At 62.0% G+C, this 26,579-nt stretch carries 27 protein-coding genes; 14 read left to right on the top strand and 13 right to left on the bottom strand.

The window, feature by feature from the left end; all coding sequences use genetic code 11:
* Positions 1-134 precede the first annotated feature (134 nt).
* Positions 135-1,586 carry an efflux transporter outer membrane subunit gene (locus tag QUG01_RS13225; protein WP_500830554.1) on the bottom strand — a complete coding sequence of 484 codons (1,452 nt, stop codon included), beginning with the start codon at positions 1,584-1,586 and terminating at the stop codon, positions 135-137.
* 94 nt (positions 1,587-1,680) lie between these two features.
* On the opposite strand from QUG01_RS13225, the gene QUG01_RS13220 reads away from it, so the two are divergent.
* Positions 1,681-2,379, top strand: coding sequence for a TetR/AcrR family transcriptional regulator C-terminal domain-containing protein (locus QUG01_RS13220; RefSeq protein WP_500830553.1), 699 nt, complete (start codon positions 1,681-1,683; stop codon positions 2,377-2,379).
* A gap of 195 nt (positions 2,380-2,574) precedes the next feature.
* Positions 2,575-3,219: a TetR/AcrR family transcriptional regulator gene (locus QUG01_RS13215; protein WP_500830552.1), complete on the top strand. Its 645-nt coding sequence runs from the start codon at positions 2,575-2,577 to the stop codon at positions 3,217-3,219.
* 63 nt (positions 3,220-3,282) lie between these two features.
* On the opposite strand, the gene QUG01_RS13210 is transcribed toward QUG01_RS13215, so the two are convergent.
* A complete protein-coding gene (locus tag QUG01_RS13210; protein ID WP_500830551.1) occupies positions 3,283-4,224 on the bottom strand; it encodes a GGDEF domain-containing protein in 942 nt (313 codons plus the stop codon).
* A 266-nt stretch (positions 4,225-4,490) separates the two neighbouring features.
* Here QUG01_RS13210 and QUG01_RS13205 point away from each other — a divergent pair, with 266 nt between their 5' ends.
* Together QUG01_RS13205 and QUG01_RS13200 are read left to right on the top strand one after the other, a co-directional pair.
* Positions 4,491-5,270, top strand: coding sequence for a DUF1223 domain-containing protein (locus tag QUG01_RS13205; RefSeq protein WP_500830550.1), 780 nt, complete (start codon positions 4,491-4,493; stop codon positions 5,268-5,270).
* Positions 5,271-5,489: 219 nt separating this feature from the next.
* Positions 5,490-6,392, top strand: coding sequence for a DUF3667 domain-containing protein (locus QUG01_RS13200; protein WP_500830549.1), 903 nt, complete (start codon positions 5,490-5,492; stop codon positions 6,390-6,392).
* A 29-nt stretch (positions 6,393-6,421) separates the two neighbouring features.
* On the opposite strand, the gene mltA is transcribed toward QUG01_RS13200, so the two are convergent.
* Positions 6,422-7,672 (bottom strand): murein transglycosylase A, encoded by a 1,251-nt coding sequence (gene mltA, locus QUG01_RS13195; RefSeq protein ID WP_500830548.1) that lies wholly within the window; start codon positions 7,670-7,672, stop codon positions 6,422-6,424.
* Between the two features lie 212 nt (positions 7,673-7,884).
* Between mltA and QUG01_RS13190 the strand changes: the two genes are divergently transcribed.
* Positions 7,885-8,202, top strand: coding sequence for a BON domain-containing protein (locus tag QUG01_RS13190; RefSeq protein WP_261174095.1), 318 nt, complete (start codon positions 7,885-7,887; stop codon positions 8,200-8,202).
* Between the two features lie 66 nt (positions 8,203-8,268).
* Here the strand turns inward: QUG01_RS13190 and lysA are convergent, their stop codons facing one another.
* Complete coding sequence (gene lysA / locus QUG01_RS13185; RefSeq protein WP_500830547.1) at positions 8,269-9,501, bottom strand: diaminopimelate decarboxylase; 1,233 nt, start codon at positions 9,499-9,501, stop codon at positions 8,269-8,271.
* A gap of 119 nt (positions 9,502-9,620) precedes the next feature.
* On the opposite strand from lysA, the gene QUG01_RS13180 reads away from it, so the two are divergent.
* A complete protein-coding gene (locus QUG01_RS13180) occupies positions 9,621-10,541 on the top strand; it encodes a LysR family transcriptional regulator (RefSeq protein WP_500830546.1) in 921 nt (306 codons plus the stop codon).
* Between the two features lie 447 nt (positions 10,542-10,988).
* Entirely contained in the window at positions 10,989-12,476 is a 1,488-nt protein-coding gene (gene dtpA, locus QUG01_RS13175) for a dipeptide/tripeptide permease DtpA (RefSeq protein ID WP_103316623.1), read from the top strand.
* A 62-nt stretch (positions 12,477-12,538) separates the two neighbouring features.
* Here dtpA and QUG01_RS13170 read toward each other — a convergent pair whose 3' ends face one another.
* The gene (locus QUG01_RS13170; RefSeq protein ID WP_500830545.1) at positions 12,539-13,246 is read right to left on the bottom strand and encodes an alanyl-tRNA editing protein; all 708 of its coding nucleotides are present in this window, start codon (positions 13,244-13,246) and stop codon (positions 12,539-12,541) included.
* Between the two features lie 152 nt (positions 13,247-13,398).
* Here QUG01_RS13170 and QUG01_RS13165 point away from each other — a divergent pair, with 152 nt between their 5' ends.
* The gene (locus QUG01_RS13165; protein WP_500830544.1) at positions 13,399-14,076 is read left to right on the top strand and encodes a pseudouridine synthase; all 678 of its coding nucleotides are present in this window, start codon (positions 13,399-13,401) and stop codon (positions 14,074-14,076) included.
* A gap of 51 nt (positions 14,077-14,127) precedes the next feature.
* Here QUG01_RS13165 and QUG01_RS13160 read toward each other — a convergent pair whose 3' ends face one another.
* The 3 genes from QUG01_RS13160 to murJ all read right to left on the bottom strand — a co-directional run bounded on the left by QUG01_RS13160 (position 14,128) and on the right by murJ (position 17,240).
* Complete coding sequence (locus QUG01_RS13160) at positions 14,128-14,652, bottom strand: DUF2165 family protein (RefSeq protein ID WP_500830543.1); 525 nt, start codon at positions 14,650-14,652, stop codon at positions 14,128-14,130.
* An 88-nt stretch (positions 14,653-14,740) separates the two neighbouring features.
* Positions 14,741-15,577, bottom strand: a complete 837-nt coding sequence (queF, locus tag QUG01_RS13155; RefSeq protein WP_500830542.1) for an NADPH-dependent 7-cyano-7-deazaguanine reductase QueF — start codon at positions 15,575-15,577, stop codon at positions 14,741-14,743.
* 127 nt (positions 15,578-15,704) lie between these two features.
* Positions 15,705-17,240, bottom strand: coding sequence for a murein biosynthesis integral membrane protein MurJ (gene murJ, locus QUG01_RS13150; protein WP_500830541.1), 1,536 nt, complete (start codon positions 17,238-17,240; stop codon positions 15,705-15,707).
* 131 nt (positions 17,241-17,371) lie between these two features.
* Here murJ and rpsT point away from each other — a divergent pair, with 131 nt between their 5' ends.
* From rpsT to pdxY, 6 genes are all read left to right on the top strand, one after another.
* On the top strand, positions 17,372-17,635 hold the full coding sequence (gene rpsT / locus QUG01_RS13145) for a 30S ribosomal protein S20 (RefSeq protein WP_043627589.1): 264 nt from the start codon (positions 17,372-17,374) through the stop codon (positions 17,633-17,635).
* Between the two features lie 168 nt (positions 17,636-17,803).
* A complete protein-coding gene (locus QUG01_RS13140; RefSeq protein ID WP_500830540.1) occupies positions 17,804-18,217 on the top strand; it encodes a tetratricopeptide repeat protein in 414 nt (137 codons plus the stop codon).
* 545 nt (positions 18,218-18,762) lie between these two features.
* Positions 18,763-19,464: a glutamine amidotransferase gene (locus tag QUG01_RS13135; RefSeq protein WP_500830539.1), complete on the top strand. Its 702-nt coding sequence runs from the start codon at positions 18,763-18,765 to the stop codon at positions 19,462-19,464.
* Between the two features lie 2 nt (positions 19,465-19,466).
* On the top strand, positions 19,467-20,198 hold the full coding sequence (locus tag QUG01_RS13130; RefSeq protein WP_500830538.1) for an MOSC domain-containing protein: 732 nt from the start codon (positions 19,467-19,469) through the stop codon (positions 20,196-20,198).
* 2 nt (positions 20,199-20,200) lie between these two features.
* On the top strand, positions 20,201-20,461 hold the full coding sequence (locus QUG01_RS13125) for a hypothetical protein (protein ID WP_500830537.1): 261 nt from the start codon (positions 20,201-20,203) through the stop codon (positions 20,459-20,461).
* Positions 20,458-21,315, top strand: coding sequence for a pyridoxal kinase PdxY (gene pdxY / locus QUG01_RS13120; protein WP_500830536.1), 858 nt, complete (start codon positions 20,458-20,460; stop codon positions 21,313-21,315). The genes QUG01_RS13125 and pdxY overlap by 4 nt, the downstream gene beginning before the upstream one ends.
* Positions 21,316-21,378: 63 nt before the next feature.
* On the opposite strand, the gene QUG01_RS13115 is transcribed toward pdxY, so the two are convergent.
* The 5 genes from QUG01_RS13115 to fabI form a co-directional block, all read right to left on the bottom strand.
* Positions 21,379-22,314, bottom strand: a complete 936-nt coding sequence (locus QUG01_RS13115) for a 2Fe-2S iron-sulfur cluster-binding protein (RefSeq protein ID WP_500830535.1) — start codon at positions 22,312-22,314, stop codon at positions 21,379-21,381.
* Between the two features lie 107 nt (positions 22,315-22,421).
* On the bottom strand, positions 22,422-23,324 hold the full coding sequence (locus QUG01_RS13110; protein ID WP_500830534.1) for a diiron oxygenase: 903 nt from the start codon (positions 23,322-23,324) through the stop codon (positions 22,422-22,424).
* A gap of 260 nt (positions 23,325-23,584) precedes the next feature.
* Positions 23,585-24,736, bottom strand: coding sequence for an acetate/propionate family kinase (locus QUG01_RS13105; RefSeq protein ID WP_500830533.1), 1,152 nt, complete (start codon positions 24,734-24,736; stop codon positions 23,585-23,587).
* Positions 24,733-25,665 carry a phosphate acetyltransferase gene (locus QUG01_RS13100; protein ID WP_500830532.1) on the bottom strand — a complete coding sequence of 311 codons (933 nt, stop codon included), beginning with the start codon at positions 25,663-25,665 and terminating at the stop codon, positions 24,733-24,735. Before QUG01_RS13100 ends, QUG01_RS13105 begins: the two co-directional genes overlap by 4 nt.
* Positions 25,666-25,675: 10 nt before the next feature.
* Positions 25,676-26,473, bottom strand: coding sequence for an enoyl-ACP reductase FabI (gene fabI / locus QUG01_RS13095; RefSeq protein ID WP_223253553.1), 798 nt, complete (start codon positions 26,471-26,473; stop codon positions 25,676-25,678).
* Positions 26,474-26,579: the final 106 nt, after the last annotated feature.

Here is a 26,579-nt window from a genome sequence, read left to right as displayed (position 1 = left end):
CAGCAGATACAACCTGTGCATTGTTTGCAGGAAGCGGTGGGGAGAGGCTACCAACTTACAATTGGGACATAGCCTTTGATTTGGGCGCTCATGGTTTGATTCCTTGAATAAGGTATTGAGAGTTCGATTGCGGATCAGATGCCGGCGTCGCGATAGCCGCCGCCCAGCGCCTTGATCAAGGCAATGTCTTGCATGAATTGCTGGCTTTGCAGTTTGGTCAGCACGCGGCGCGTATCGATGACGCTGTCTTCCGCGTTCAGCACGGTCAGGTAGTTGGCCAGGCCGCCGCGATAGCGGTCGTTCGCTACGCGGTAGGCTTCTTTGGCGGACGCCAGCGCGGCTTGGCGTTGCCACAGTTGCGGCTCCAGCGTGCGTTGCCGGGTGACGGCGTCGGCGACTTCGCGCAGCGCCTGAATCAGGGTCTGGTTGTAGTTGGCCACGGCGGCGTCGTAGTCGGCGCGGGCGGCGCGGTATTCGCCCTGCAATTGGCCGCCGCGGAAAATGGGCAGGTTGATGGCCGGGCCGATGCCGGCGATGCCGGAGCCGGACTTGGTCAGCAGGTCGATTGCGCCCAGCGACTGGCCGCCGACATATGCCGTCAGGTTGACGTTGGGAAAGAAGCCGGCGCGCGCCACATTGATGCGCTTGGCCGCCGCTTCGACGCGCAAGCGGGCCGAGGTCAGATCCGGGCGGCGGCTGATCAGCTCCGCCTGCAGCGTAGCTGGCAGGGCTTGCGGGCGGCTGAGGTCGACAGTCGGTCTATGAATGGCCAATCCGCGGTCGGGACCGCCGCCGAGCAAGGCGGCCAGGCTGTTGCGCTGCAGTGAAATGGCCTCGTCGGCGGCGATCAGATCCGCTTCCGCCGCGGCGCGACGGGATTGCGCCTGCTCCACGCTGCCCAGCGTTTCCAGGCCATGCCATTGCCTGTCTTTCAGCAATTCCAGGCTGTCGCGGCGCACTTGCACCGCTTTTTCCGCCGCGTCGCGCTCGGCGTGCAGGCTGGCGAGTTGTGCGTAGCCGGCGGCGATGGCGCTGGTCAGCATCAAGCGGCTTTGCGCCGTTTCGGCTTGGGCAGCCTCGAGTTCGGAGGTGGCTGCGGCCAGCAAGTCGCGGTTTTTGCCCCAGAAATCGATTTCGTAGCTGAAATCCAACGCCGCGCGGGACGCGCTGTTGAAGCCCTGTGGCGATAAGGCTTTAGGTACGCCATTGTTGTAGCTTTGCTTCAGCCGAGTCGAACTTAGATTCAGATCCACGCCGGGCAGCAAGCCGGCGCCGGCAGCTTGGGCATAACCTTCCGCCTTGAGCAGGCGAGCCTGCGCCGTGGCCAGGTCCGGGGAGTTGGCCAAGGCCTCGTCCATCATCTGGTCGAGCTGATCATCGCCGTAGCGTTTCCACCATTGTTGCTCCGCCCAGGCTTGCCCGGCGCCGGGCAGGCTGCGCGTGCTTTGCAGCTGCGTCAGCGTATGTGGTTGCGGCTTGGGGCCCAGGTCTGGGATGCCGGCGCAGCCGGCAAGCATGCCGCTCAATGCCAGCATTGAGCCATAGCGTGTGATCACGCGGGTTGGAAGTCCTGCAGCAGCGTTCATGTTTACCTCCTTAACTAAACTATTTGGTAAATTTATAGCAATGCCGCATAATCGCTGTCAACGATTAATTAAACCAAACGGTAAAGTTATGAGGATGAAAAGCGAAACCAGGCGGCAAGGCATCGTGCAGGCTGCAGCGACCGTTTTTTTGGAATTCGGCTACGAAGCCGCGTCCATGGCGGAAATCGCAGCCAGGGCGGGGGGATCGAAAGCGACTTTGTACAGTTACTTTCCCTCCAAGGAGGAGCTGTTTCGTGTGGTAATGAAGACACAGGTGGAAGAGCGCATGATGCGCGCTTTTGCCAGCCTTGCGCCATGCGACGACTTGGAAAGGACGCTGCGGCGGTTTGGCGAGCACTATCTGGGCGTGATCCTGAGTCAGGACCTGTTGATCATGCGCAGCATCGTGATGGGGGAGGGGCCGCGTTCCAGCATGGGCCGCTTGTTCTTTCAGAGCGGCCCGGCCGAGGGGTGGGGCCAGCTTGCCCGCTTTCTGGAGGGCGAAATGGCGGCTGGGCGCATCCGGCGAGCCAGGCCGTGGCGGGCGGCGCTGCATCTGATCAATCTGTTGGAGGCTGACTTTCTGGAGTTATTCATCACCGGCGCGATGACGCAGCCTGGTTCACGGCAGATCATGGAGTCGGTAGAAGCGGCTGTGCAGGTGTATCTGCGCGGATACCAAGCGGACCTGGGCGCCGCCAGGTCTGAAGAGGGGATGCCCGCCGCAGAATGGACGCGCGCGGAGATTGAGTCAGGCGCCGCTTGCGGGAAGGCGAAGCCTGCTTGCGCCTGAAGTCAGTGCGGCGAGCGAGCGATCAGCCTGAGCTTGGCGCAGCGAGGCGTGTTGGTTTTGGCGCCGGTTCCGAGGTGCGCGCAGACATGGCGCCGTGTTCGCCCATTTGGGCATATCTTGACTGATTGGTATGTTTATGGTGCTAGAATGCAGCCTTCGGCAAGTTCAGCTTGCGCAATCCATTCCAGGAGCCACATGCGCGTAAAAACGGAGAGCCGCCGCCAGGCTATCATCGAAGGCGCGGCGGAAGTCTTTCTCGAGCAAGGATATGATGCGACTTCTATGGCGGAAATCGCCTCTCGCATCGGCTTGACCAAGCCAACGTTGTATGGATACTTCCCATCCAAAGAAGAGCTGTTCGAGATGGTCATGAAAAAATTGGCCATCGACCTGCTGGCATCCTCGTTTGATCGTTTAGATCCAGGCAAGGATATAGACATTACCCTGCAGGAATTTGGCGAGCACTTTCTTGCAAGCATGTTGCAACCCAGTCTAGTCACGTTGCGCGGCATCATCATCACAGAGGGCCGGCGTTCGGGACTTGGCCAGCTATTGTACGACAAGGGCTTGGCCCGGCAGATAGACAAGTTGGCAGATTATCTGCGCCAGGAGATGGTGGCCGGGCGTTTGCTGGAGGCCGGCCCGGCGACCGCCGCCGCGCATCTTCTTGGCATGCTGGAGTCGGAATATCAGCGACATTTGCTTGGCGCAAGCAGCGAGCAACCGTCCCGCGATCAAATAGCGCAATCGGTGCGGGATGCGGTTGCAGTGTTCTTGCGGGGATATGCTCCGGAACGGAAGAGCAGGAAGAAGAAAGCGATTCCGGACCGGGGCATTTGAGGGCTGGAGTATGGCGAGCGGGCAGGGCTAAGTCGTGAACGTGTTTTAAGAGTCCCGAGCGGTTTATTGCGCCCCTCTGTGATAGACCGCCACTTGGTTTCTGCCCGCGGCTTTGGCTTGATATAAGGCTTTGTCGGTCGAGCTTATCCATTCTTGCAGGCTGAGCGCGTTGTCATGAGCAAGCTCCATCAAGCCGGCGGAGAAGGTATAAGCGAAGCCTGGCGCGATGTTGTCCAATTTTTGGAGGGGCAGCTGCTGGTGGATGCGTTCCAGCACGTTCAGCGCTTCCTCTTGCGTCGTTTCAGGCAATAGCAGACCGAACTCCTCTCCGCCCAGTCGTCCGGTCACATCCTCCTTGCGCAAATTTTCATGCAGTAGCCCGGCGAAGTGTCTCAATACGGCGTCGCCGGCAGGGTGGCCATATTGGTCATTAATCCGCTTGAAATGGTCCAAATCCAGAATGGCTAGCGTGGAGGGGTGCTGGTGGCGTAGCGCCCGGCGATATTCGCCATCAAGCCTTTGCATGAAATAGCGTCGATTAGGCAGTCCTGTCAGTTCGTCTGACCATGCCTGTTTTTCCAGTTCTTCTTGAGCGACGCGCAACGCGTGCTCGGTCTGTTTCAGCCGGGTGATATCATTTCCCACCAATACGACTTCTCCGGAGGGGTTGACCTGCTCTGTCATCAGCAGCCATTTGCCATCAACCAGATCCAGTTCAAAGCTGCGAAACGCGGCAGAGCGATATTGGCGGTGCACTGAAGACAGCCACTCCTCCCGCGAGACGCCGTGCGTCTTGGCGCCGACGCCATGAGCATGCATCCAGCTGATCAAGTCATCGAACTGGCAACCCAGAACAGGACGGCCCTGAAGTCCGAACATGTCAAGGAAAGTGTCGTTGTAGAATATGACTCGGTTATTGGCGTCCACTACGGCAATGCCGTTTTCACTGTGGGCAATATGTTCAAACAGCACGTTCTGCAACTGTTCTGTAATGATGAAATCCATTTCTTATGTTCCTCCCCCGCTGCTTCATCTTAGCGTAGCCATCCTGCGTTTTGCTTGGATCTAGCCGATGTTGGCGCAGCTCGGTTGCGACTCGACATGGTTTGTCTGGATATGGATGATGCGCTGGTGCCGAGTTCGATTTTCGGGGGGCCATCAGAATTCAAAAGCCGTCATGCGCATGCATGCCGGCTTTTTTGTATTTGTTCGTCAGCAACGGACTCGCCGCTCGACTAATCGACATCGATGCGGTCGCAAAGGGAACGGCGATGCGACATTTTTGCTATGCGCTTGCCGGGTTGTTGGGGTGGCTGGGGGCGATGGCCCAGGTGGACGCGGCGCAGTCTTGCCGCGGGCAGAGCGAGTCGGCGGCGGCAAGCCAGGTCTCGCTGCTGGAGCTGTATACCTCTGAGGGTTGCAGCAGCTGTCCCCCTGCCGACGCTTGGTTGTCCGGGCTGGGAGCGGCGGGCTTCGGCTTGCGGCAGTTGGTGCCGTTGGCGTTTCATGTCGATTATTGGGATGGCTTGGGTTGGCGCGATCGTTTCGCCAAGCCGGCTTATTCGCGGCGGCAGCGCGAGCTGGCGGCGCGGGCCGGCAGTGACTTGATCTACACCCCTCAGTTGTGCTTGAACGGCCAGGACTGGTCGGCTGGCAGCTATGGCAGTCTGCGCGGCCAGTTGTCGCCTGGCGTTGCGCAGGCCTCCTTGCGGCTGGCAATGATGCCGGCGGGAGAGGGGATCGATGTCGATATAGAGGTTTCCTTGCAGCCTGGGGCGCCCGCGTCGCCGATGCTGATGCTTGCGCTGTATGAGAACCATCTGCAAAGCCAGGTGGCGGCGGGCGAAAACGCCGGGCGCTTGCTGCGGCACGACGCGGTGGTGCGGGAGCTGGACGGGCCGCTGCCGCTGTCGGGCAAGACTGCCCGCATCCATCGGCATCTGGCGTTTGCGCCGGGGCAGCGGGCGGGGTTCAGTGGGGTGGCGGCCTGGCTGGAGGATAAGTCTGGCAGGACGCTTCAAGCGGTGGCTGCGCCGTGCGCGGCAGGGTGACGATGCTTGCGCGAAGCGGCCCGAGTCATCGAAAAATGCGCCCGCTCAACAAAGGTCAACGCCAATCAGTACGAAGGAATATTGCCTGGCTGGCGGACGATTGGCACAGCACGGATACGGCAAGATAGTTCTGATGAAAAATGTTATTGGCATGGATGGCGCAGCTGGCTAAGATCGGGTTTTCCCTTTTCCTCGTCCCCGATGAACAAGTATCGCCATGTGAGCAAACCGGAGCATTGCGCCAATTGCCATCATTCGGTCTGCGGCCGTTTCTGCCCGGAGTGCGGGCAGAAGACCCATATCGAAATTCCCACTTTGTGGGAGTTCATTCATGAATATCTGCATCATTACGTCAGCTTGGAAGGCGCGTTGACACGCAGCTTGTGGCTGCTGCTGGCGCAGCCGGGCCGTTTGACCGAGGAATATCTGCTCGGGCGGCGCCAGCGTTACGTCAAGCCGTTTCAGCTCTATCTGACCGTCAGTTTCATCTTTTTCGTGCTGATTGGATTGGCGGGCGGAACGATGGTGCATTTTGACAATGCTGATCCATCGCTTCTGAAGCCTGCCTTGTCCAAAGCCGCGGCAAGCGATCCGGAGGCGCAGGCAGTATTCGGCGATCTGCTGTCGGCCGATGCCGGCCACGGCTCGGTCACCATGCGCACCGGCAACAAGCTGTCCGACCTTTGGCTGAAGCGCTGGGGCGATCATCTGAGCCACGATTTCAAGAGATTCCGCGAACAGCCGGAAGAGGCCAATGCCGAGTTGATGCATTCGCTGCGCGGCCACGCGCCGTACGTGTTGTTCGGCCTGATGCCGCTGTTCGCCTTATTGCTGCTGTTGGCGTATTTCGGCCGGCACCGGGTGTATGGGATGCATCTGGTATTTACCCTGCATTTCCACGCGTGGCTGTTTCTGGTGCTGTGCCTGGGCTTGGCCTTGCCCACGGTTTCCGCCTGGCTGTTTTTTGCCGGAACGCCGGTATATCTATGGCTGGCGCAGCGGCGGGTCTATGGCGGCGGCAAGTTGGCGGTGGCTTTGCGGACGCTGGGTTTGCTGCTGATCTACACCGTGCTGGTGTGTCTGGGGATGGCGGTGCTGGTGCTGGTGCTGGTGTCGTTGTAGGGAGAAAACGGGGCCGAGGCCCCGTTTGATCATAGCGCGGAAGTGGGGGTCAGCCCCTTGGGCAGCAGCAGCCACATGCTGCCTTGCTGCTTCATGCGGCCGGCGTACATGCCGGCCTCGGTGCCATAGCCCCAGAACAGGTCGGCGCGCAGCGCGCCCTTGATGGCGCTGCCGGTGTCCTGGGCGTGCACCAGCCGCACCAGCGGTTCGGTCGAATGCGGCCAGGTGGTGGCGAGGTAGATCGGCGCGCCTAGCGGGATGTAGCGCGGATCGACGGCGATGCTGTAACCGCCGGTCAGCGGCACGCCCAATGCGCCGACCGGGCCGCCATCGTCGCCGGACAGCGGCTTGAAGAAGATGTAGCTCTGGTTGACCGACAGCAGCTCGTCGCGGCGCTGCGGATTGCGCGCGAGCCAGTCCTTGATGCCCTGCATCGAGGCGTCGGACAGCGTCATCTCGCCCTTGTCCACCAGCCATTTCCCTATCGATTGATAGGGGTAGCCGTTCTGGTCGGCAAAGCCCACGTGCAGGAAGCTGCCGTCGTCCAGCTGGATGCGGCCGGAGCCTTGCACCTGCAGGAAGAACAGCTCGACCGGGTCTTCCACCCAGGCGATCACCGGCGCGCTGCCGGCGATGCTGCCCTGGTTGATTTGGCCGCGGGTGAAGTATGGCACCAGCCGCGAGCCGGACAAGCGGCCCTTCAGGCGGATGCCGCGCGGGTCGGCGGCGAAGTCGGCCGGATTGATCTCGATATTGCCATTGGCGGCCAGCGCCAGCCGGTTGGGACCGGCCTGCTTGGCGCGCAGCGTGCCGCGATTGCGCTGGCTCATCGGCACGTCCACGCTGACCAGGTCGCGCGGCACGCCGTAAACCGGCCAGGGCGTGCGCTCGGAGCGGGTGCGGCTGCCGTTCAGCAGCGGTTCGTAATAGCCGGTGATCAGGCCGCTGTCGCGGCCGCCGTCCTGCAATTTCCAGGCGGTGAAACGGTTTTCGAAAAAACGGCGCACCGCGTCGGCATCGCTGGCCGGCAGGGTGCCGGCTTCGCGGCAGACGCCGCTCCAGGACGGTTTTTTCTGCAGGGTGCGGCAGCTTTGCTGCAGGCCCTGCAGGGTATCGCCCAGGGCCTGGCTGTTCCAGTTGGGCAGCGCGGCCGGACTGGCGTTGGAGGCTGTGGACGGGGATGTCGTGGTGCCGGTGCGCGGCGGGGTGGTGCCGCAGCCGGCCAGTGTCAGCAGCATCAGCCACAATGGCCAGCTTTTCAAGAACGGTTTCTGCTTCATGCTTATAGGCTCTGGGCCCTGTCATTGGGTGGTTCGGTTGATTGTAACCCGCGCGTCGGGGAGCGTGTCGCGCCGGCATCGTGTTTAGTGTGATGTCATTGAGTCGCAACAAAACTGAAAAGTTTCCCCGTTAACATGGCGGTATTCCGTGTGATCCGCTGGCATGGCGGGTCGTGGCCTTGGACATTTGTCGCGAGAAATTGGAGAAAATGATGAAACACCTTGCAAGCCGTACCCTGCTGCTGGCTGCCCTGGCCCTGTCTGGCTCTTTCGCCGTGCAGGCTGCCTATGCCGATGCCGCCGTCGCTGTGGCTGCGCCGACTGATGCGGAATTGGCGGCCTCCGTGAAGCAGGCTCTGGATGCGGATCCGGAACTGAAAGCCTTGGATCTGAAGGTGAGCAGCAGCAAGGCAGAGGTGACCATCGAGGGTCCGATGACCGATGACCAGCAGATGTTCAAGGCCGGCCAAGTCGCGGAAAAGGTGCCGGGCGTGAAGTTCGTCATCAACAAGATGGAACAGAAGAGCTGATCCTGCTGTTGGGCGAGGGAATGTGCGAGGAAGCCGGGCGATGCCCGGCTTCTTTGCATTGAGCGTTCAGGCTTCCAGCGCCAGCAGTTCCGCCATGGTCTGGCGGCGGCGGATCTGCCGCGCCGCGCCGCCATCGACCAGCACCTCGGCCAACAGCGGGCGGCTGTTGTAGTTGGACGACATGGTCGCGCCATAGGCGCCGGCGTCGTGGAACACCATCAGGTCTCCGACTTGCGCCGGCGGCAGCGGCCGGGTTTCCACGGTGCCTCCTTCCTGCTGGGTGAACACGTCGCCGGATTCGCACAGCGGGCCGGCCACCACGGTGTCGATGCGGCCGTTTTTTTCCATCCCGCGCGCGTCCAGCACGCTGATGCGATGGTAGCTGCCGTATAGCGACGGCCGCATCAGGTCGTTGAAACCGGCGTCCACCAGCACGAAATGGCGGCTGCCCATATTCTTCACGGCGCGCACCTCGGCCAGCAGCGCGCCGGATTCCGCCACCAGGAAGCGGCCCGGCTCGATTTCCAGCCGCACCGGATGGCCCAGCTGTTCTGCGATGCGTTGCCGGGCGGCATCCCACAATTGGAAGTAATGGGCGGTATCGATGCGGACATCACCATCGCGGTAGGGGATGGACAGGCCGCCGCCGGCGGAGATGGCCTCGATATCGCAGCCGAGTTGCGCCACCAGCTCCACCATGGCGCCGCACACCTGTTGCAGATGGCCGTAATCGACGCCGGAGCCGATGTGCATGTGGACGCCGATCAATTTCAGGCCGTGCGTCCGCACCGCTTGCAGCGCCTGCTGCAGGTCTTCATGCCAGATGCCGTGCTTGCTGTTTTCGCCGCCGGTATTGGTCTTCTGGCTGTGGCCATGGCCGAAGCCGGGGTTGATGCGCAGCCAGACCGGATGGCCCGGCGAGCGCTCGCCCAACTGGCGCAGCATGTCGATGGAGCCGGCGTTCACCGGAATGCCGGTCTCAACCACCTTGTCCAGCGTGGCGCGGTCCAGCACGTCGGCGGTGAAGACGATGTCGGACGGCTCCTCCGCGCCCGGATGGTAGCCGGCGGCCAAGGCGCGCTCGATCTCTCCCAGCGATACCGCATCCACCTTCACGCCTTCCGCGCGCATCAGCCGCAGGATGTGGGTGTTGGAGTTGGCCTTCTGCGCATAGCGTATGGTGTCGAAGGCCTTCAGCTCGGCGATGCGGCTGCGGATGGTGTCGGCGTGGTAGACCCATAGCGGCGAGCCGTACTGTTGGGCGATGGCGGCGAGTTGGCGGTTGTCGAAGGGGCGCATGGCAGGGCTTTCCTGTGGATGTCAGACCATGATCCGACTAATTCGTACAAAAATAAAATAGAATTATGTCGACATGGCTTTCATTTTTGATATGGCCATGACTTCGCATGGAGGAAGAGATGGCGATCAATCTGCGCCACATCGAGGTGTTTCGAGCCGTGATGACGTCCGGCAGCGTCAGCGGCGCCGCGCGGCTGCTGCATACTTCACAGCCCACGGTCAGCCGCGAGCTGGCGCGCTGCGAGCAGCTATTGGAGCTGACACTGTTCGAGCGCGGCCACGGCCGCCTGCGGCCTACCCAACAGGCTTTGCAGCTGTTCGCCGAGGTAGAGCGGAGTTTTGTCGGACTGGAGCGCATCGTCAGCAGCGCCACGGCCATCCGCCAGTTTTCCGGGGGGCAGCTGGCCATCGCCTGTCTGCCGGTGTTCGCCCAGACTTTGTTGCCGGCGGCTTGCGGACGCTTTCTGCAACGTCTGCCGGAGGTGGGGGTGGACATCAGTCCGCAGGAGTCGCCGTGGCTGGAGGAGTGGCTGGCGGCGCAGCGTTTCGATCTGGGGCTGATCGAACAGGACCAGGCGCCTGCCGGTTGCCAGATTTTGCCGCTGTGGCAGGGCGACGAGTTGTGCGTGATGCCGGCCGGGCATCCGCTGGCGGCCAAGCGGCGGCTGACGGCGCAGGATTTCGCCGATTTGCCCTTCGTCAGCCTGGCGCCCAGCGATCCTTACCGTCAGCAGGTCGATGCCTGGTTTGCCGAGGCCGGGGTGCGCCGCCGGCTGCAGCTGTCCACCCATAGCGCGGCGGCGGTGTGCGCCCTGGTGCGGCAAGAGCTGGGCGTGGCCATCGTCAATCCGCTGACTGCGCTGGCCGAAGTCGGGGCGGGGCTGGTGGCCAGGCCGCTGGAGGCGTCGATTCCGTTTTCGCTGCGGCTGGTGTTGCCGCAGTTCCGCCCCGCTTCGGCCCTGCCGGGGCTGTTCATCGATTGTCTGCGCCGGGAGGTGGCGGAAGTGGGGCAACGTTTGGAGAGCGTGCTGGCGCGGTGAGCTTGCGCCGGCTCATGGCCGGCGCAAGCGAAGAACATTTCTTTTCTGGCTTCATTCGCAATTAAATTGCTAAAAATCATCATTATAAGCATTTAGATATTTCATATATAGATATGTTCATGATTGTTGTCTGTATGTAAGATTTTCTTCCTATTCTGTGCTTTGCCCTTGTCATGAATGGGGCTGTATTGCGTCAAGTGATTTGACAGCAAGCCGAACTTGCTTCATCAATAGTTTCTGAATGCTATCAATGTTGCGGCAAGGTCATGAATTTGCATGGACTTGCGGCCTGATAACTGCAAATTAGCCTCATTTCCAGTAGTGACCACTGTCTGTCTCACCCCGCGCGACTGGCTTTGGCTGGCGCGTGCCGCGCTGTCCATCCGCCGTCTCGCCATCAGGAATTTCCTGGGTCCGCAGCAGTTCTGATTTCACAAGGAACCCGTCATGACGCAAAGCGCGCTCAACCCCTTGCGGCAACCCAAGCCGTTTTATCTGATCTTTTCGATCGAGTTTTGGGAACGTTTCGGCTTTTACGGCCTGCAAGGCATTCTGGCTGTTTATCTGGTTAAGGAGCTTGGCCTGCGCGAGGTCGAGTCCTTCACGCTGTTCTCCGCCTTCATCGCCATGGTGTACGGCCTGGTGTCGGTTGGCGGCTGGCTGGGCGACAAGGTGCTGGGTACCCGCCGCACCATCCTGCTGGGCGCGCTGGTGCTGACCGCCGGCTACGCCATGGTGACCGCGTCGGCCGACCAGATCAGCCTGCTGTATCTGGGCATGGGCACCATTGCCGTCGGCAATGGCTTGTTCAAGGCCAATCCTTCGTCGCTGCTGTCCAAGTGCTATGAGGAGAACGATCCGCGGCTGGACGGCGCCTTCACCATGTATTACATGGCGATCAACGTCGGCTCGTTGTTGTCCATGCTGGCCACGCCGTGGCTGGCCGACCAGTTCGGCTACGCCCACGCCTTCGCCTTGTCGGTGGTCGGCATGCTGATCACCGTAGCCAACTTCCTGCTGCTGCGCGGCTGGGTCAAGGAATACGGTTCCGAGGCGGATTTCCGCACGCCGAAACTGAGCACTTGGCTGGCGGTGCTGGCCGGCGTGGTGGTGGCCTGCCTGCTGGCCGCGTTGCTGCTGAAGCACGAGATCATCGCCAATGTGGTGCTGGCGGTGCTGTCGATCGGCGTGGTGGGGCTGTTCGTCAAGGAGACCCTGCTGCTGAAGGGCGCGGACCGCAAGAAGATGATCGTGGCCGCCATCCTGATGCTGCAGGCGACGGTGTTCTTCGTGCTGTACAACCAGATGCCGTTGTCGCTGAACTTCTTCGCCATCCACAATACCGAGCACACCCTGTTTGGCATTCCGGTGCAGCCGGAGCAGTTCCAATCGCTGAACCCGTTCTGGATCATGCTGGCCAGTCCGCTGCTCGCCATCTGCTACAACAAGCTGGGCAACCGCCTGCCCATGCCGCACAAGTTCGCCATCGGCATGGTGTTGTGCGCTTGCGCCTTCCTGGTGCTGCCGCTGGGCGCCAAGTACGCCAATGCCCAGGGCATGGTGTCGTCCAACTGGATGGTGCTGAGCTACCTGCTGCAAAGCATAGGCGAGTTGCTGATTTCCGGCCTGGGCCTGGCCATGGTGGCGCAACTGGTGCCGCAGCGGCTGATGGGCTTCATCATGGGCGCCTGGTTCCTGACTTCGGCCGCGTCGTCGGTGATCGCCGGCAAGGTAGCCAGCCTGACCGCCGCGCCGGACAATGTGACCGACCCGCTGGTTACCCTGGAAATCTATAGCCGCGTGTTCACCCAGATCGGGGTGGTGACCGGCGTGATCGCCGTGCTGACGATCTTCATCGCGCCGTGGCTGCATCGCATGACGCTGGACGAGAAACCGGCGCATCCGGAGCACGAAATGGCGCTGGACGCGCGCTGAGCGCGGCATTCATGAAGTGAAAACGGGGACCGCTTGGTCCCCGTTTTTGTTGGCGGTGCGGCTTAATCCGCCAGCTCCAGCACCACGCGTTTGTTGCGCGCGCCCTTGTTCTCGATCTTCTTCACCCTGACACGGCCCACTTCGCCGGTGCGCGCCAGGTGGGTGCCGCCACAGGGCTGCAAGTCCACGCCCTGTATCTCGATCAGGCGGATTTCCGGCAGATGCAGGGGCGGCGTCACCGACATGGTGCGGATCAGCTCCGGTTGCGCCTGCAGCGCTGCGCCGCTGGTCATCTTCACCGTCACCGGCAGATCGGCCGCCACCAGCCGGTTCAATTCGGCCTCGATCTGTTCCTTGTCCAGCTCCATGCCTTCCGGCAGCGAGAAGTCCAGCCGGCCCGACTCGGCCGTCATGTTGCCGCCGGTGACGCCGGCCTTGATCACCACGCCCAGCAGGTGCATGCAGGTATGGATGCGCATATGGCGGTAGCGGCGGTCCCAATCCAGTTCCAGCTTGACTTCGGTTCCGGGGGCGAGGCGGATGTCGCCTTCGGTCTGATGCAGGATGGCGCGGGTTTCGCGGTCGCGGCGGGTGTCGGCGATGCGCAGCGTGCCGCCGTTGGGCAGCGTCAGCGTGGCGCTGTCGCCGGGTTGGCCGCCGCCCAGCGGGTAGCACAGGGTATCCTCCAGCACCAAGCCGGCATCGTCGTGGCGCAGCACGCGGGTGGCGAGGCGGGTCTGGTACGGGTCTTGGTAGAACTGTTCCGGCATGATGCGTCCTTGTCTGTTGTTGTCATGACAGATTGATGGCGAATCGGGGCGATTTCAAGTGACAGCATCGCGCGCAATCGACGGTAACAGCTTGTCGGGCAAGGCTTTAACGCCGATAATCGCCGCCAATCGATTTTAAAAGCCGCTTTACGATGCAAAGACATAATCTGGAACACTACAATCCGCCGCCGGATACCGGCCTCAACGTGGTCTACGTCGACGACTGCATGCTGGTGCTGGACAAGCCCAGCGGCCTGCTGTCGGTGCCGGGGCGCGGCGAGGACAAGGCCGACTGCCTGATCAGCCGCGCGCAGAAAGCCTACCCAGACGCGCTGACGGTGCACCGGCTGGATATGGACACTTCCGGCCTGGTGGTGATGGGCCGCGGCCCGGAAATGCAGCGCGCGCTGTCCATCGCCTTCATGGATCGCAAGGTCAAGAAGCGCTACATCGCGGTGGTGGACGGCATCGTGGAAAGCAATAGCGGCATCATAGACCTGCCCTTGATCATAGATTGGCCAAACCGGCCGCGGCAGAAGGTGGACTTCGAGGAAGGCAAGGAAGCCATTACCCGCTACCGGGTGATCCTGCGCGACACCGCGCGCAACGTCAGCAGGATGGAGCTGGACCCGCTGACCGGCCGCGCTCACCAGCTGCGCATGCACATGCTGCATCTGGAGTCCGGCCACCCCATTCTTGGCGACGACATCTACGCCCCGCCGGAGGCGCTGGCCAAGGCGGACCGTCTGCTGTTGCACGCATCCAGGCTGGTGTTGCGCCACCCGGTGACTTTCGAAGAGATGGAATTCGAGGCGCCGCCGCCGTTCTGACGAAGAGATTTATCGTCAAAGCCGCATCTGTGAAGGATGCGGCTTTTTCTGTTAATCGGCCGACGATTCCGGCTGGTTCACATAGATCAGCGCCAACAGCGCAATGCCGGTGAAGGCGTAGGCGCTGAATTGGCCGTTGAACTGGTTAGCCCACATCGCGAAGTATTCGCCGCCTATCACCGCGAAACCGGTGTGCCAGACCAGGACGGCCAGCGTAGCGCCCAGCGTGAAGCAGGCTTTGCCGCGCGGCAGCCAGATGCGGCCTGTGGGGCGCAGCGCGAGCAGCAGCATGGCGCCGCCGGCGGCGCACAGCAGGCCAACGGCCAGTTCGCCGGCGATGATGGCCGCGTAGGCCATCCGCTGCAAAGCTTCGCTGTGGATGGCGCGGCCGCGCAGCGCGTCGCCGTGGAACCACGGCTGCATGGTGTCCATGCTCAGCACATGGCGGACAAACTGCCAATTGGAGTCGTAGTCGAGCAGGTTGCCGCTGGCCACCATCAGGCCGAACAGGCCGATGGACAGCGCGAGCAGCGCCTTGCTCAGGCGTTGGGCGAACAGGTGCGGGGTGGTTTTCATTGCTATCCTTTTATGTCCAAGGTTTGGATTTGCATGGATATCAATGATGGGGAAATAAAGCAAGCGGAGCGGCGGGGCCCCGCTATGATTATTGGCGCGCGGTGCGGATATTGTCCTGCGGCGCGGCTTCGAAATTGCTGCGCCATGGATTGATGTCCAGGCCGCCGCGGCGCGTATAGCGGGCATAGACGGTGAGCCGCGTCGGCGCGCAGGCGCGCAGCACGTCGACGAAGATGCGTTCCACGCATTGCTCGTGGAACTCGTTGTGCTGGCGGAAGCCGATCAGGTAGCGCAGCAGCGCCTCGCGGTCGATTTTCGGGCCGGTGTAACGGATGGACACGCTGCCCCAGTCCGGCTGGCCGGTGACCAGGCAGTTGGACTTCAACAGATTGCTGCACAGCGTTTCGCTGACGATTTCCGTCGCGTCGGCCTTCAAAACCTCGGGGCAGGGCGCGTAGTTGTCCACCGCGATGTCCAGATCGTCGATGCACTCGCCGGCCAGCTCGCGCACTTGCTCGGCGGCGAAGGCCGGCGGCAGCGCGATGCTGACAGCCACTTCGGCGCCGGCGGCGGCCGACAGGTCGCGCGCCAGTTGGGCGGCGAGCGCGTCCACGCTGTCCATGCGCGTCTGGTTGTAGCTGTTCAGATACAGCTTGAACGATTTGGACTCGATCAGCCGCGGGCTGGCGGCCGGGATGCGGAAAGTGGCGATGCCGATCTGCGGCTTGCCGCGCGGATTCAGCCAGGACAGCTCGAAGCCGGTCCAGATGTCTACGCCGGCGAACGGCAGCGCCGCTTCCTCCACGCCTATCTCCTCGCGCTTGGTCTGGCGCGCGATCGGGAACAGCAGGGAAGGATCGTACTGGTCCTGGTAGCTGACGGTTTTGCCCAGCGGCGAGTGTTCGGGGGTGAGGTTTTGCATCATATACGCCTTCTAAAAACGGTTTTCGCCACGAAGCCCGCGAATGGGCTCGAAAAGGAAATGGCGCTGACATCTTGTCTGGAGCGTGGCCGTTTCCAATATGGGGGACGCTGTTCGTGGCAAAAGCATGTTACATCTCGCGCCGCATGAAATGGCGCGGGCGGAAGCCGAGCGCGAACAGCGCGGCGAAATAAACCGCCGCGCCGACGCCGACCAGCAGCAGCAGCCACAGCGCGCGCTGCCAGGCGTGGCCGTGCCAATCTATCGGCAGCCACCACTGGCAGGCCAGCAGCGCCGCCGCCATCGCCAGGATGGCGGTGGCCAGCTTGAGCAGGAAGCTGCGCCAACCCGCTTCCGGCCGGTAGATGCCGCGCTGGCGCAGCGTGTGCATCAACAGGCCGGCGTTGATGCAGGATGCCAGGCCGATGGACAGCGCCAGGCCGGCGTGCTTCAGCGGGAATACAAAGATCAGGTTCATCACTTGGGTGGCGATCAGCGTTTTCACCGCGATGCGCACCGGCGTTTTGATGTCCTGGCGCGCGTAGAAGCCAGGCGCCAGCACCTTGACCAGAATCAGGCCCAGCAGGCCCAGGGAATAGGCGATGACAGCCTGCTGCGACATCCAGGCATCGTGCGCGGTGAATTTGCCGTACATGAACATGGTGTACAGCAGCGGGCCAGACAGCAGGCCCAGGCCTACCGTGGCCGGCACCGCCAGCAGCAGCGACAGGCGGATGCCCCAGTCCAGCAGCACGCTGAATTCGGCGTCGGACTTGCTGGCGGCGTGCTTGGACAGCGAGGGCAGCAGGATGGTGCCCAGCGCCACGCCCAGCACGCCCGACGGAAACTCCATCAGCCGGTCGGCGTAATACATCCACGATACGCTGCCGGTGGGCAGGAAGGAGGCGAAGGTGGAGTTGATCAGCAAGGAAATCTGCGCCACCGACACGCCGAAGATGGCCGGGCCCATCTGCCGGATCACGCGCCACACCGCCGGGTCGCGGAAGGCGAAGATGGGCTTGGCCAGCATGCCGATCTGCTTCAGAAAGGGCAGCTGCCATACCAGTTGGATCAGGCCGCCGACGAATACCGCCCAGGCCAGCGCCATGATGGGCGGATGAAAGTAGTGGGTGAAGGCCAGCGCGAACACGATGAAGCTGAGGTTCAGGAAGGTAGGCGTGAAGGCCGGGATGGAAAATTTTCCCCAGCTATTGAGCACGCTGCCGGTCATTGACGACAGCGAGATGAAGAAAATATACGGGAAAGAGACACGCAGGATGTCGGCGAACAAGGCGGCCTTGGCCGGCTCGCGGTAGAAGCCCGGCGCCGAGATCCACATGATGGCCGGCGCCGCCAGCATGCCGATGGCGGTGACCAGCAACAGCACGGAGCCCAGCACGCCGGTCACTTTGGCGACGAACTCGCGCGTTTCCTCATGCGTCTTGTTTTGCTTGTATTCGCCCAGAATAGGCACGAAAGCCTGCGAAAAAGCGCCCTCCGCGAATAGGCGCCGCAGCATATTGGGAATCTTGAAAGCGGCGTTGAAGGCGTCGGCAGACATGCCGGCGCCGAAGATGCGCGCGACGAGCGTGTCGCGCACCAGGCCGAGCACACGCGACACCATGGTCATGCTGCTGACTGCAGCCAGGGCCTTGAGCAGGTTCATTTTGTTCTGTCGTACAACGAGAGGCGGATTGAGCAAGCCCGCTAGTTTACGCCGGCCGGATTCTTGTTGCAAAACCTGTGTTTAGGGCTTAGAATCGCGGGTTTCAGATTCCGCTATCAGGAGAAAGATTCATGGCTAACAGCGCACAAGCTCGCAAGCGTGCACGCACAGCCCTTAAGCAGCGCGCGCACAACGCCAGCCTGCGTACTGCGTTCCGTACCGCAGTTAAGAAAGTGCTCAAGGCAATCGAAGCCGGTGACAAGGCTGCCGCTAAGGTAGTATTCCACGCTTCCGAAAAAGTGATCGACCGCATTGCTGACAAGGGCGTGTTCCACAAGAACAAGGCTGCTCGTCACAAGAGCCGTCTGTCCGCTCAGATCAAGGCTATGGCCTGATCTTCAGCCCAGGCTGACAAAGAATACGCAAAGGCTCCGCAACGCGGGGCCTTTTGTGTTTCTGCCGCGGCTAAAATCGCGCGCCTGGCCTGGCTGCGATATGATGGTGGCAGCCAAGGCCGCCGCCATGGGCCGGCCTCTTTTCATTGTTGATTCGGGATACTCGAGATGACCGCCTTGCCTTCCATACTGCACGAACCCATCCAGGCCCTGCTTGACGAAGGCGACGCGTTGTTCGACCAGGGCACGTTCGATGCCGCGCTGGACCGCTATCTGCAGGCTTTTGAGCTGCTGCCGCCGCAAGTGGAGCGCTGGGAAGCGGCGACCTGGCTGCTGACCGCCATCGGCGACACCTATTTCCAGATGGGCGAATGGCAAAATGGCAGGCAGGCGCTGGAGCAGGCCCGGCAGTGCCCGCAGGGCGAGGAAAATCCCTTCATCCTGTTGCGCCTGGGCCAGTGCGAGCTGGAGCTGGGCCGCGCCGACGCCGCGCGCGAGCTGCTCAAGCAAGCGTTCTCGCTGGGCGGCGACGAAGTATTCGAGGATGAGGATGACAAGTACCGCGCCGAACTGAGCCGCTGATGGCATCGTCGATAGCGCTTAGCGCCTGATGCTGCGGAGTCCTCGCGGCCGGGAGCGTTGTTTCCAAGCGACGCGCCGACAGAGCCTGCGCTGCAGGCTTGGTCCCATAGTCATCAGCATGGTTTGTCGTTTGGCTTTGGAATGCGCAGAGCCTCCCCTGACGCCGCGCCCGCGGCGTCTTCTCCTTCCTATCACGCCAGCCCGTGAGCCGTTGGCCGCTGGCTGTGCCGCATGGTTTCCTTGAGCCGTCCCGCTCACCGGCCCCTCGCGGCTACCCAATCAATCCGATTGCTGCAGGCTTGGCGCAGCCAGGTCTCTCTCGGCTCGATATCCAATTTTCCCTTGGCATTTTTTATTTTCAGCCGCCAAGGCGGCATAGTGGCCGACAGCGGCGGGAACGCCGCTTTAGAAGGGAAGCAGACAGGCTGTTTGTACTAATAAAACTGTAAGCAAAGATATGTTTTGTGTGGGATCAAATAAATTTGAATATTTTAGTGAAGTCTTGTATGTTTTTATCAATTCATCATAATGAAAGTGATTGATTTATGAAAACTGCGGTCGCTATTCGCCATCTGGCATTTGAGGATCTGGGCATTCTGGAGCCCGTGCTGCGCAACAATGGCTACAACATCCACTACTATGACGCAGGCGTGAATGAGTTGTGGACCATGGATCTGGACAAGATCGACTTGCTAGTGGTGCTGGGCGGTCCGATCGGAGCGTTCGACGATGAGCAGTATCCTTTCCTGGCCGAGGAAATGCGGTTGATTGAGCAGCGGCTGGCATCGCAGCGCCCTATCCTGGGCATCTGTCTGGGCGCGCAGCTGATGTCGCGCGCGCTGGGCGGCAAGGTCGGCAGCATGGGGTACAAGGAAATAGGCTTCGGCGAATTGCAACTGACTGAAGCCGGCTTGCAATCGGCCCTGGCGCCGCTGCAACAGTCGCCGATGGTGTTGCATTGGCATGGCGATCGTTATGAGACCCCGGCTTCAGCGCAACGGCTGGCGAGCAGCAATCTGTGTCCGGATCAGGCGTTTGCCGTGGGCAAGAACGCGCTTGCCTTGCAGTTCCATCTGGAGGCGGACCCGCGGCGGCTGGAGCAATGGCTGATCGGCCATACCGGCGAACTCGCCGCGGCCGGCATCGAACCGCAGGCCTTGCGCGCGCAAGGCGCCAAGCACGGCCCGGCGTTGAAGATTGCCGCCGAGCGGATTTTCAGCGACTGGCTGGCCCAGCTGGAGCGTTGAGCATGACGCAGCCCCGTCAGATCGGCTCGGTGCTGATGGTGTTGACTGGAAAAGCCGTGCCGTATACCCGGCCCGGCTCGCTCAGCGGCATCCATAAGCAGATGGTGAGCGGGCGGGTTCGCGTCGGGGCGCTCGGTCTGGAGGGCGACGAACAGGGCGACCGTCGCCACCACGGCGGCATTTACAAGGCCGTCCACCTGTATGCCAGCGAGCATTACGCAGCCTGGCGCGAAGAGCTGGGCGAGCGGCCTATCCTGCTGCGGCCGGGAGCTTTTGGCGAGAACCTCAGCACATGCGGCCTGACCGAGCGCAATGTCTGCATCGGCGACAAGCTGCGCATCGGCAGCGTGGAGCTGGAGGTGTCGCAAGGCCGGCAGCCATGCTGGAAGCTGAACGACCGTTTCGATGTCCCCGACATGGCCAAGCGTTTGCAGAACAGCTTCCGCACCGGCTGGTACTGCCGCGTGCTCAAGGAAGGCGAATTCCAGGCTCATGATGATATCTGCTTGCTGGAGCGCCCGTATCCAGAGTGGCCGTTGATGCGTTTGATCGAGCTGTTTTATCACCGCTGCCTGGACCGGGATTTGTTGGAGCAGGCCAGCAAGCTGCCGCTGGTCGAGTCGTGGCAGCAACTGGTGGCCAAGCGCTTGGCCACTGCGCAGGTTGAGGACTGGAGCGCGCGTCTGGAAGGTGTGCCGCCTCCGGCGTCTCCGTCCCGGAAGGAATGGGAGTAGGGATGGCGAAGCATTATCGGATTGAAGTCATGAAAGATGGCCAGGCTTGGTGCGCGGTGGATGTCGAGCATCCCCGTGCCGAACTGGCCTTGCGGGATGTGCTGCGGCGCTTCCCGCTGGCAGAGGGCTATCGCGTCGACGTGAAGGTGGAGGTGGACGAGCGGCGCATTCTGGAGACGGGGCCGTGCGGCCGCCTGCGCATGCTGGCGCGCGAACCGATCTTCCAGCCCTGGGTAGACAAGCCTAGCGGGGATGAGCGGTGAAAAGCGTGTTGAGCATCCAGTCTCATGTCGTGTATGGCCATGCCGGCAATAGCGCAGCGGTGTTTCCGATGCAGCGGCTGGGCGTGCAGGTTTGGCCGATCCATACCGTGCAGTTTTCCAATCATACCCAATATGGCCGTTGGCGCGGCCAGGCGCTGCCTGACGAAGACATCAGCCTGTTGCCGCAGGGTCTGGACGAGATTGGCGTGCTGTCCGGCTGCGATGCCGTGCTGACCGGCTATCTTGGTTCGGCCAGGCAGGCGGAGCGGGTGGTGGAGGCGGTTCGGCTGGTGAAGCGCGTGAATCCGCGCGCGCTGTATTTGTGCGACCCGGTGATGAGCCACAGCGCCAAGCGCTGCGTGGTGGATTCCGACATTGAACGTTTTCTGCTGGAGCGCATGCCGGAGGTGGCCGATATCCTGGCGCCCAATCACGTCGAGCTGGAGCGCTTCGCCGGCTCTCCAATCGACACCATGCAGCAGGCGATAGCGGCGTGCCAGGCGCTCTTGGCGCGCGGACCGGCCATGGTCCTGGTCAAGCACCTGCAGTTCGCCGGCAAGCCGGGTAGCCGTTTTGACATGCTGTTGGTCAGCCGCGACGGCATCTGGCACGGCACTCGCCCCTTATACCCTTTCGATTTGCCCCCGGTGGGCGTGGGAGACCTGCTATCCGGCGTCTTTTTGGCCAGCCTGTTGCAGGGGGGAGATGCGGTGGCGGCGTTCGAGCATGCCTTGTCCGCTGGCGACGGCGTGATGCGCGTCACCCATCAGGCGGGAGCCTACGAGCTGCAGCTGATGCGGGCGCAGGAGGAAATCGCCCATCCTTCGCAATGGCATCGAGCCTCTCCCCTGTAGTCGCGGCGGGTTGAAGGCAACAGTCAAACTGCCCGCTGCTTATCCAGCGGGCGGTCTGTCTTTCTACGCCATCAGTTCGATGCTGGCGTCGCCTTGCGGAATGGAGCAGCAGGCCAGCATAATGCCCTGATCCTTATCGATCTGGGACAGGATGGAGTCATCGTCGGAGGCGACGTGACCGCTGCGCAATTTGACGCGGCATGTGCCGCAAATTCCCATGCGGCAGCGGCTCTTGATTGGCAGCGCTGCCTTTTCCAGCAGGTCAAGCACCGAGGTTTGGCCATCGTGGCGAATTTCGCGCTCACCAACCACCAGCAGGCCGGCGCAGTTTGGCTGGCTGGATTTTGCTTCGCGCAGCGCGTTCACCATGCTCTTGACGGCGCCGCTGAAGGCGTTGGAGCCATAAATATGCACGGCGTGATCGTTTAGGTCCGGGCACAGTTTATGCAGCGCTTCGGCGCTGAGCCGTCCCTGATGGAAGGGCGCGTGTTGCCGGTTAAGAGTTTGCCGGGTCAGGAAAATGTCGAGGCGAATATGGTTGTCCTCGATATGGTACTGCAGCAATTCAGCTAGGAATGGCAGGTCGGCCAGCGTTTCCGCGCTGAGGATGATGTGCAGTTCGCTGTCCGGATAGTGCTGGGCTTTCCGGCGCAGCAGGGCCAGGGCGGGCGTGACGCCGATGCCGCCGCAGATCAGCAGCATTTTCTTGCCGCGAGGCAGCGCTAGGCCGGCGTAGCCCTCGTATTGCAGTTCGCGCACGCCGGCATGCAGCAAATCGGCCAGACCGCCGCGGCGGGTATGCTTGACCGCCACTGTGACCGAGCCGTCGACCTGGCGGTCTATCACCGTGTAAGTCCCTTCGCAATGATAGCCCTGGTTAAAGCCTGACAGCGTGATGTGCTGGCCGATGTCGGGCTTGGCTCCGGGCAGCTCAAAGTGGAATAGCGAAACGTCTCGGGTCTGCGGTATGGCAGCAATGCATCTAGCGGTAGTGGTCATCGGTAAGGCTTTGCGAGTTCGTGCCGCCGCTTGCGGAGGGGTGGCGAAGAAAGGCTGGGAAGCGGAGCCCGCGGTTTGGCGGGCTCCACGCAGGGCCAGGCCATGAATCAGGCGGCGATGGCTTCTTGATAGCGCGTCAGTCCGGTGCGTTCGAGCAGATTGCTGACGCCGTTGGTATACACCGTCGTATCCGGCTCTTCATTGCTGTCGTTCAGCATCGCCTCGAAGTCAGGGAAACCGATCTGTTTCAGCACGCTGTGCCAGACGTCCAGTTCCTTGTTGGCGAACATCGCGACCGATTCGAAGATGGAGCGGACCACCAGCTGCTTCTCCTCTTCCGACAGATGATGGATCACATTTTCCAACACGATGGTGAAGACGCTGGAGTGGGCCAGCTCATCATTGGCGTGGGCCGCAGTGACTTGGCGGCATAGCGGCTGGATGGTGTCTGCCGTGGCGATCTTGTCCAGATAGTCGGTGACCAGCGTTTCGCTGGCGCAGGCAATGCCTAAGGCAACCAGACGCTTGCGGTGCGGATCGCTCTGCTGCGACAGCAGGAAGTCGCGGCGGGACGTCATGAAGAAACGATGGTATTCCGGGCTGGGCAGGTTGCGGAAGGTCAGCACCGCATTGCCGGCGTTGATCGACATCTGGGTGTGCACGGCTTCGTCAACCATGGCCTGCGCGATGATTTCCTGAGTCTTGAACGCGCTGCTGATGGGGTAGCGGCCCTTGAGCAGGTCTTCGCATACCGGCGTGATCAGCTCGGATTCGACGTATACGGTCTTGTGGTTGTACAGGACCCAGGCATAGGACAGGACATCGCGCTGCATTTTCGGGTCTGCGGCGCGCCACTGCGGGGTGTTGTGAAACGGCAGCAATTCCAGCAGGAAGTCTTCTCTATCCTCCTCCAGCGCGATGTTGAACGATGGGTCGCCGCCATTGTTGACCACGGCGCGTTTGCGCCAGTGATTGGACAGCTTGCTCATGGTTTGGTCTAAGTGATTCATCGGAAGCGCTCTCTCTTTTGGATGTTGTGCAAAAAACTTGGCGGGTAAACCCGCGCTCGGGACGCTGCTGTTACCAAAACGAAATATGCAAGAAACAAATAATACAAATAAGATATTATTGGTTCATCATATATGATGTTGTTATATTTTTGCTAGTTGTATGCCAAGAGAGAGTGTCGTATTCGCAACATAATGCCTGCTGCATGCGCGCTAAAGCGGCATGCCGACGAGCGGCATGCCGAGGAGGGAAGTGCGGGGATTTACAGCAGAGGGGCGACCTGGCGGGCCATTTCGCCTTCTTCGTCGGTGGGCAAAACATAGGCCGGCAGGCGGCTGCCGGCGGTGGTGAGACGGCGCGCATGCGCCAGGTTGGCGGCGTGGTCGAGTTCGAAGCCCAGCCAGGACAGCTGCTGCAAGACGCGGGCGCGCACTTCGGCCGAGTGTTCGCCTATGCCGGCGGTGAAGATCAGCCCATCCAGGCCGCGCAGCGCGCCGGCCAGGCTGGCGACTTCGCGCGCGGTCCGGTAGCAGAACAATTCCACCGCCTCGCGCGCGGTCGGCAGCTCGCTGGCCACCAGCTCGCGCATGTCGGCGGAGAGACCGGAGACCCCCAGCAGGCCGGAGTTCTTGTACAGCTCGCGGCGCACATCCTTCACCCCCATGCCTTCGTGCTCCTGCCAGTACAGGATCACTTCCGGATCGATGTAGCCGGGGCGGGTGCCCATCATCAGGCCGTCCACGGCGGAGAATCCGGTGCTGGCGGCCACGCTCTTGCCGGACTCGATGGCGCAGGCGCTGGCGCCGCTGCCCAGGTGGCAGACCACCACTTTGCCGTGTGCCAGGCCAACATCCGGCAGCCGCCGCGCGATGGCGGCATAGGACAAGCCGTGGAAACCGTAACGGCGGATGCCCTCGTCGTGCCAGTGGCGGGCGATGCCGAAGCGGGTAGCCACCACCGGCTGGGTGACGTGGAAAGCGGTGTCAAAGCAGGCGATTTGCGGCAACAGCGCATCCAGCTGGCTGAAGGCGTCTATCACTTCCAGGCTCACCGGCTGGTGCAGCGGCGCCAGCGCGATGTAGTCGTCCAGCGCAGCCCGCACCTCAGGGTCGATGCGCACCGGCTGGCGGAAGCGGCTGCCGCCGTGCACCACGCGATGGGCTACCGCGCGCGCTTCCAGACCTTGATCGGCCAGGCTGTTCAGCACCGCGGCCAGGGCGGAGACGTGCCCGTCGTCGGCCAAGCCGCGTTCGGCCAGCGGCTGGCCATTGGCATCGGCCAGCGTGAGCCGGGCGTCTTTGCTGCCGAAACGATCCACCATGCCGCGCGCCAGCAGGGTCTGCCCATCGGAAGAAAAGGCGCGGAACTTCAGCGTGGCCGAACCGGCGTTGATGGCCAGCAGGCATCGGTTCATGCACATCCTCCCTGGCGGCGTTTGTGGGCCAGTAGGCTGGCGATGGCGCTGGATGCCAGGCGGCCGCTGGCGTCGTCGGCGCGGCTGGTCAGCACCATGGGCACGCGCGCGCCCATCACGATGCCGGCGGAGGCGGCCTGGGCCAGATAGGTCAGCTGCTTGCCCAGCATATTGCCGGCTTCCAGATTGGGTACCAGCAGGATGTCCGGGTCGCCGGCTACCGCTGAAACGATGCCCTTGCTGTCGGCCGCTTCCTTGGAGATGGCGTTGTCGAAGGCCAGCGGGCCGTCGAGGATGGCGCCGGTGATCTGGCCGCGATCGGCCATTTTGCACAGCGCGGCGGCGTCCAGCGTGGCCTGCATTTCCGGGTTGATGGTTTCCACCGCCGCCAGGATGGCCACCTTGGGGCGGGCGATGCCCAGAGCGTGGGTCAGATCGATGGCGTTCTGGCAGATGTCGCGCTTGGTCATCAGGTCCGGCTCGATGTTGACGGCCGCGTCGGTGATGAACAGGTAGCGCGGATAGCTTTCCACCTTCATGACCCATACATGGCTGATGCGGCGGTCGGTGCGGATGCCGGTGTTGCGCGCCAGCGCGGCGCTCATGAATTCATCGGTGTGCAGGCTGCCCTTCATCAGGATGTCGGCGTAGCCTTCGCGTGTCAGCTGCACGGCGCGCTCGGCGGCGGCGTGGCTGTGTTCGACGTCTATGCACTCAAAGCGCCGGAGGTCCACTTCCAGCTCGTCCGCCAGCTTTTTCAGCTTGGCCAGCGGCGCCACCAGGATGGGGGTGGCGATCTGGTTGTCGGCGGCTTCCACCGCGCCCAGCAGCGCCTCGCGGCTGCAGGGATGGGCCACGGCCATCGGCAGCGGGCCGAAGGCGCGAGCCTGTTGTACGATGTCGTCAAATGCGTGGGTATCGTGAATCATGCCGCTCTCCTCAAGCCTTGATGTGTTGGCCGCCGTCGACGTAGATGGTCTGGCCGGTAAGGCCGCTGGCGGCGTTGGAGATCAGGAAGGCGCAGGTCATGCCGACTTCCTCGATTTCCACCAGCCGGTTTTGCGGCGCGCGGGAAATGGCGTCTTCGATCAATTGATCGAAATGGGCGATGCCGGAGGCGGCGCGCGTTTTCAGCGGGCCGGGCGACACCGCGTGCACGCGGATGCGCTTGGGGCCGAGCTCGTTGGCCAGGTAGCGGCTGACGCTCTCCAGCGCCGATTTGACCGGTCCCATGATGTTGTAGTGCTCCACCACCTTGTCGGCGCCGTAGTAGCTCATGGTGATCAGGCTGCCGCCGTTCTTCATCAGGGGTTCGGCCAGCCGGGCCATTTCGATGAAGGAATAGCAGGACACGCGCATCGCCTGCTGGAAGCCCTCCAGCGAGCAGTCGGTGACGCGGCCGTGCAAGTCTTCGGCCGGGCAGTAAGCGATGGAATGGATGATGAAATCCAGCGAGCCCCATGTGCGTTCGATTTCGGCAAACACTTTCTGCAACTGGCCCGGCTGCTCGACATCCAGCGGCAGGATCAGCGGCGATTGCAAGCCTTCAGCCAGCGGCCGCACGTACTTCTCGGCCTTGTCGTTCAGGTAGGTGACGGCGCATTGAGCGCCGAGCTGGTGTAACACATTGGCGCAGCCGTAGGCGATGCTGTTTTCGTTGGCGATGCCGACGATCAGGCCTTTCTTGCCGGCGAGAATGTTGCGGATGCTGTCCATCTGACCTTCTTGGTAAACCATGTAGACCTCCGGGAGAGCGTTGCAGCAGCAGGATGATGTGAAAGTGTTTTTTGTATTGCCGTTTCAGTTGGATATAATCATGGGTTTGCGGCGCGCTTGAAGTTTC

This window comes from Chromobacterium sp. CCUG 76385 (genome assembly GCF_059916625.1).
Note: the sequence above shows the minus strand (reverse complement) of the source record. Positions and strands in the feature narration are given on the sequence as shown.

What these genes read in the sequence shown, in the direction of transcription:
- QUG01_RS13225 (WP_500830554.1), bottom strand. Translation starts at nt 1,586, where the DNA reads ATGAACGCTGCTGCAGGACTTCCAACCCGCGTGATCACACGCTATGGC.
- QUG01_RS13220 (WP_500830553.1), top strand. Translation starts at nt 1,681, where the DNA reads ATGAAAAGCGAAACCAGGCGGCAAGGCATCGTGCAGGCTGCAGCGACC.
- QUG01_RS13215 (WP_500830552.1), top strand. Translation starts at nt 2,575, where the DNA reads ATGCGCGTAAAAACGGAGAGCCGCCGCCAGGCTATCATCGAAGGCGCG.
- QUG01_RS13210 (WP_500830551.1), bottom strand. Translation starts at nt 4,224, where the DNA reads ATGGATTTCATCATTACAGAACAGTTGCAGAACGTGCTGTTTGAACAT.
- QUG01_RS13205 (WP_500830550.1), top strand. Translation starts at nt 4,491, where the DNA reads ATGCGACATTTTTGCTATGCGCTTGCCGGGTTGTTGGGGTGGCTGGGG.
- mltA (WP_500830548.1), bottom strand. Translation starts at nt 7,672, where the DNA reads ATGAAGCAGAAACCGTTCTTGAAAAGCTGGCCATTGTGGCTGATGCTG.
- QUG01_RS13190 (WP_261174095.1), top strand. Translation starts at nt 7,885, where the DNA reads ATGAAACACCTTGCAAGCCGTACCCTGCTGCTGGCTGCCCTGGCCCTG.
- lysA (WP_500830547.1), bottom strand. Translation starts at nt 9,501, where the DNA reads ATGCGCCCCTTCGACAACCGCCAACTCGCCGCCATCGCCCAACAGTAC.
- QUG01_RS13180 (WP_500830546.1), top strand. Translation starts at nt 9,621, where the DNA reads ATGGCGATCAATCTGCGCCACATCGAGGTGTTTCGAGCCGTGATGACG.
- dtpA (WP_103316623.1), top strand. Translation starts at nt 10,989, where the DNA reads ATGACGCAAAGCGCGCTCAACCCCTTGCGGCAACCCAAGCCGTTTTAT.
- QUG01_RS13170 (WP_500830545.1), bottom strand. Translation starts at nt 13,246, where the DNA reads ATGCCGGAACAGTTCTACCAAGACCCGTACCAGACCCGCCTCGCCACC.
- QUG01_RS13165 (WP_500830544.1), top strand. Translation starts at nt 13,399, where the DNA reads ATGCAAAGACATAATCTGGAACACTACAATCCGCCGCCGGATACCGGC.
- QUG01_RS13160 (WP_500830543.1), bottom strand. Translation starts at nt 14,652, where the DNA reads ATGAAAACCACCCCGCACCTGTTCGCCCAACGCCTGAGCAAGGCGCTG.
- queF (WP_500830542.1), bottom strand. Translation starts at nt 15,577, where the DNA reads ATGATGCAAAACCTCACCCCCGAACACTCGCCGCTGGGCAAAACCGTC.
- murJ (WP_500830541.1), bottom strand. Translation starts at nt 17,240, where the DNA reads ATGAACCTGCTCAAGGCCCTGGCTGCAGTCAGCAGCATGACCATGGTG.
- rpsT (WP_043627589.1), top strand. Translation starts at nt 17,372, where the DNA reads ATGGCTAACAGCGCACAAGCTCGCAAGCGTGCACGCACAGCCCTTAAG.
- QUG01_RS13140 (WP_500830540.1), top strand. Translation starts at nt 17,804, where the DNA reads ATGACCGCCTTGCCTTCCATACTGCACGAACCCATCCAGGCCCTGCTT.
- QUG01_RS13135 (WP_500830539.1), top strand. Translation starts at nt 18,763, where the DNA reads ATGAAAACTGCGGTCGCTATTCGCCATCTGGCATTTGAGGATCTGGGC.
- QUG01_RS13130 (WP_500830538.1), top strand. Translation starts at nt 19,467, where the DNA reads ATGACGCAGCCCCGTCAGATCGGCTCGGTGCTGATGGTGTTGACTGGA.
- QUG01_RS13125 (WP_500830537.1), top strand. Translation starts at nt 20,201, where the DNA reads ATGGCGAAGCATTATCGGATTGAAGTCATGAAAGATGGCCAGGCTTGG.
- QUG01_RS13115 (WP_500830535.1), bottom strand. Translation starts at nt 22,314, where the DNA reads ATGACCACTACCGCTAGATGCATTGCTGCCATACCGCAGACCCGAGAC.
- QUG01_RS13110 (WP_500830534.1), bottom strand. Translation starts at nt 23,324, where the DNA reads ATGAATCACTTAGACCAAACCATGAGCAAGCTGTCCAATCACTGGCGC.
- QUG01_RS13105 (WP_500830533.1), bottom strand. Translation starts at nt 24,736, where the DNA reads ATGAACCGATGCCTGCTGGCCATCAACGCCGGTTCGGCCACGCTGAAG.
- QUG01_RS13100 (WP_500830532.1), bottom strand. Translation starts at nt 25,665, where the DNA reads ATGATTCACGATACCCACGCATTTGACGACATCGTACAACAGGCTCGC.
- fabI (WP_223253553.1), bottom strand. Translation starts at nt 26,473, where the DNA reads ATGGTTTACCAAGAAGGTCAGATGGACAGCATCCGCAACATTCTCGCC.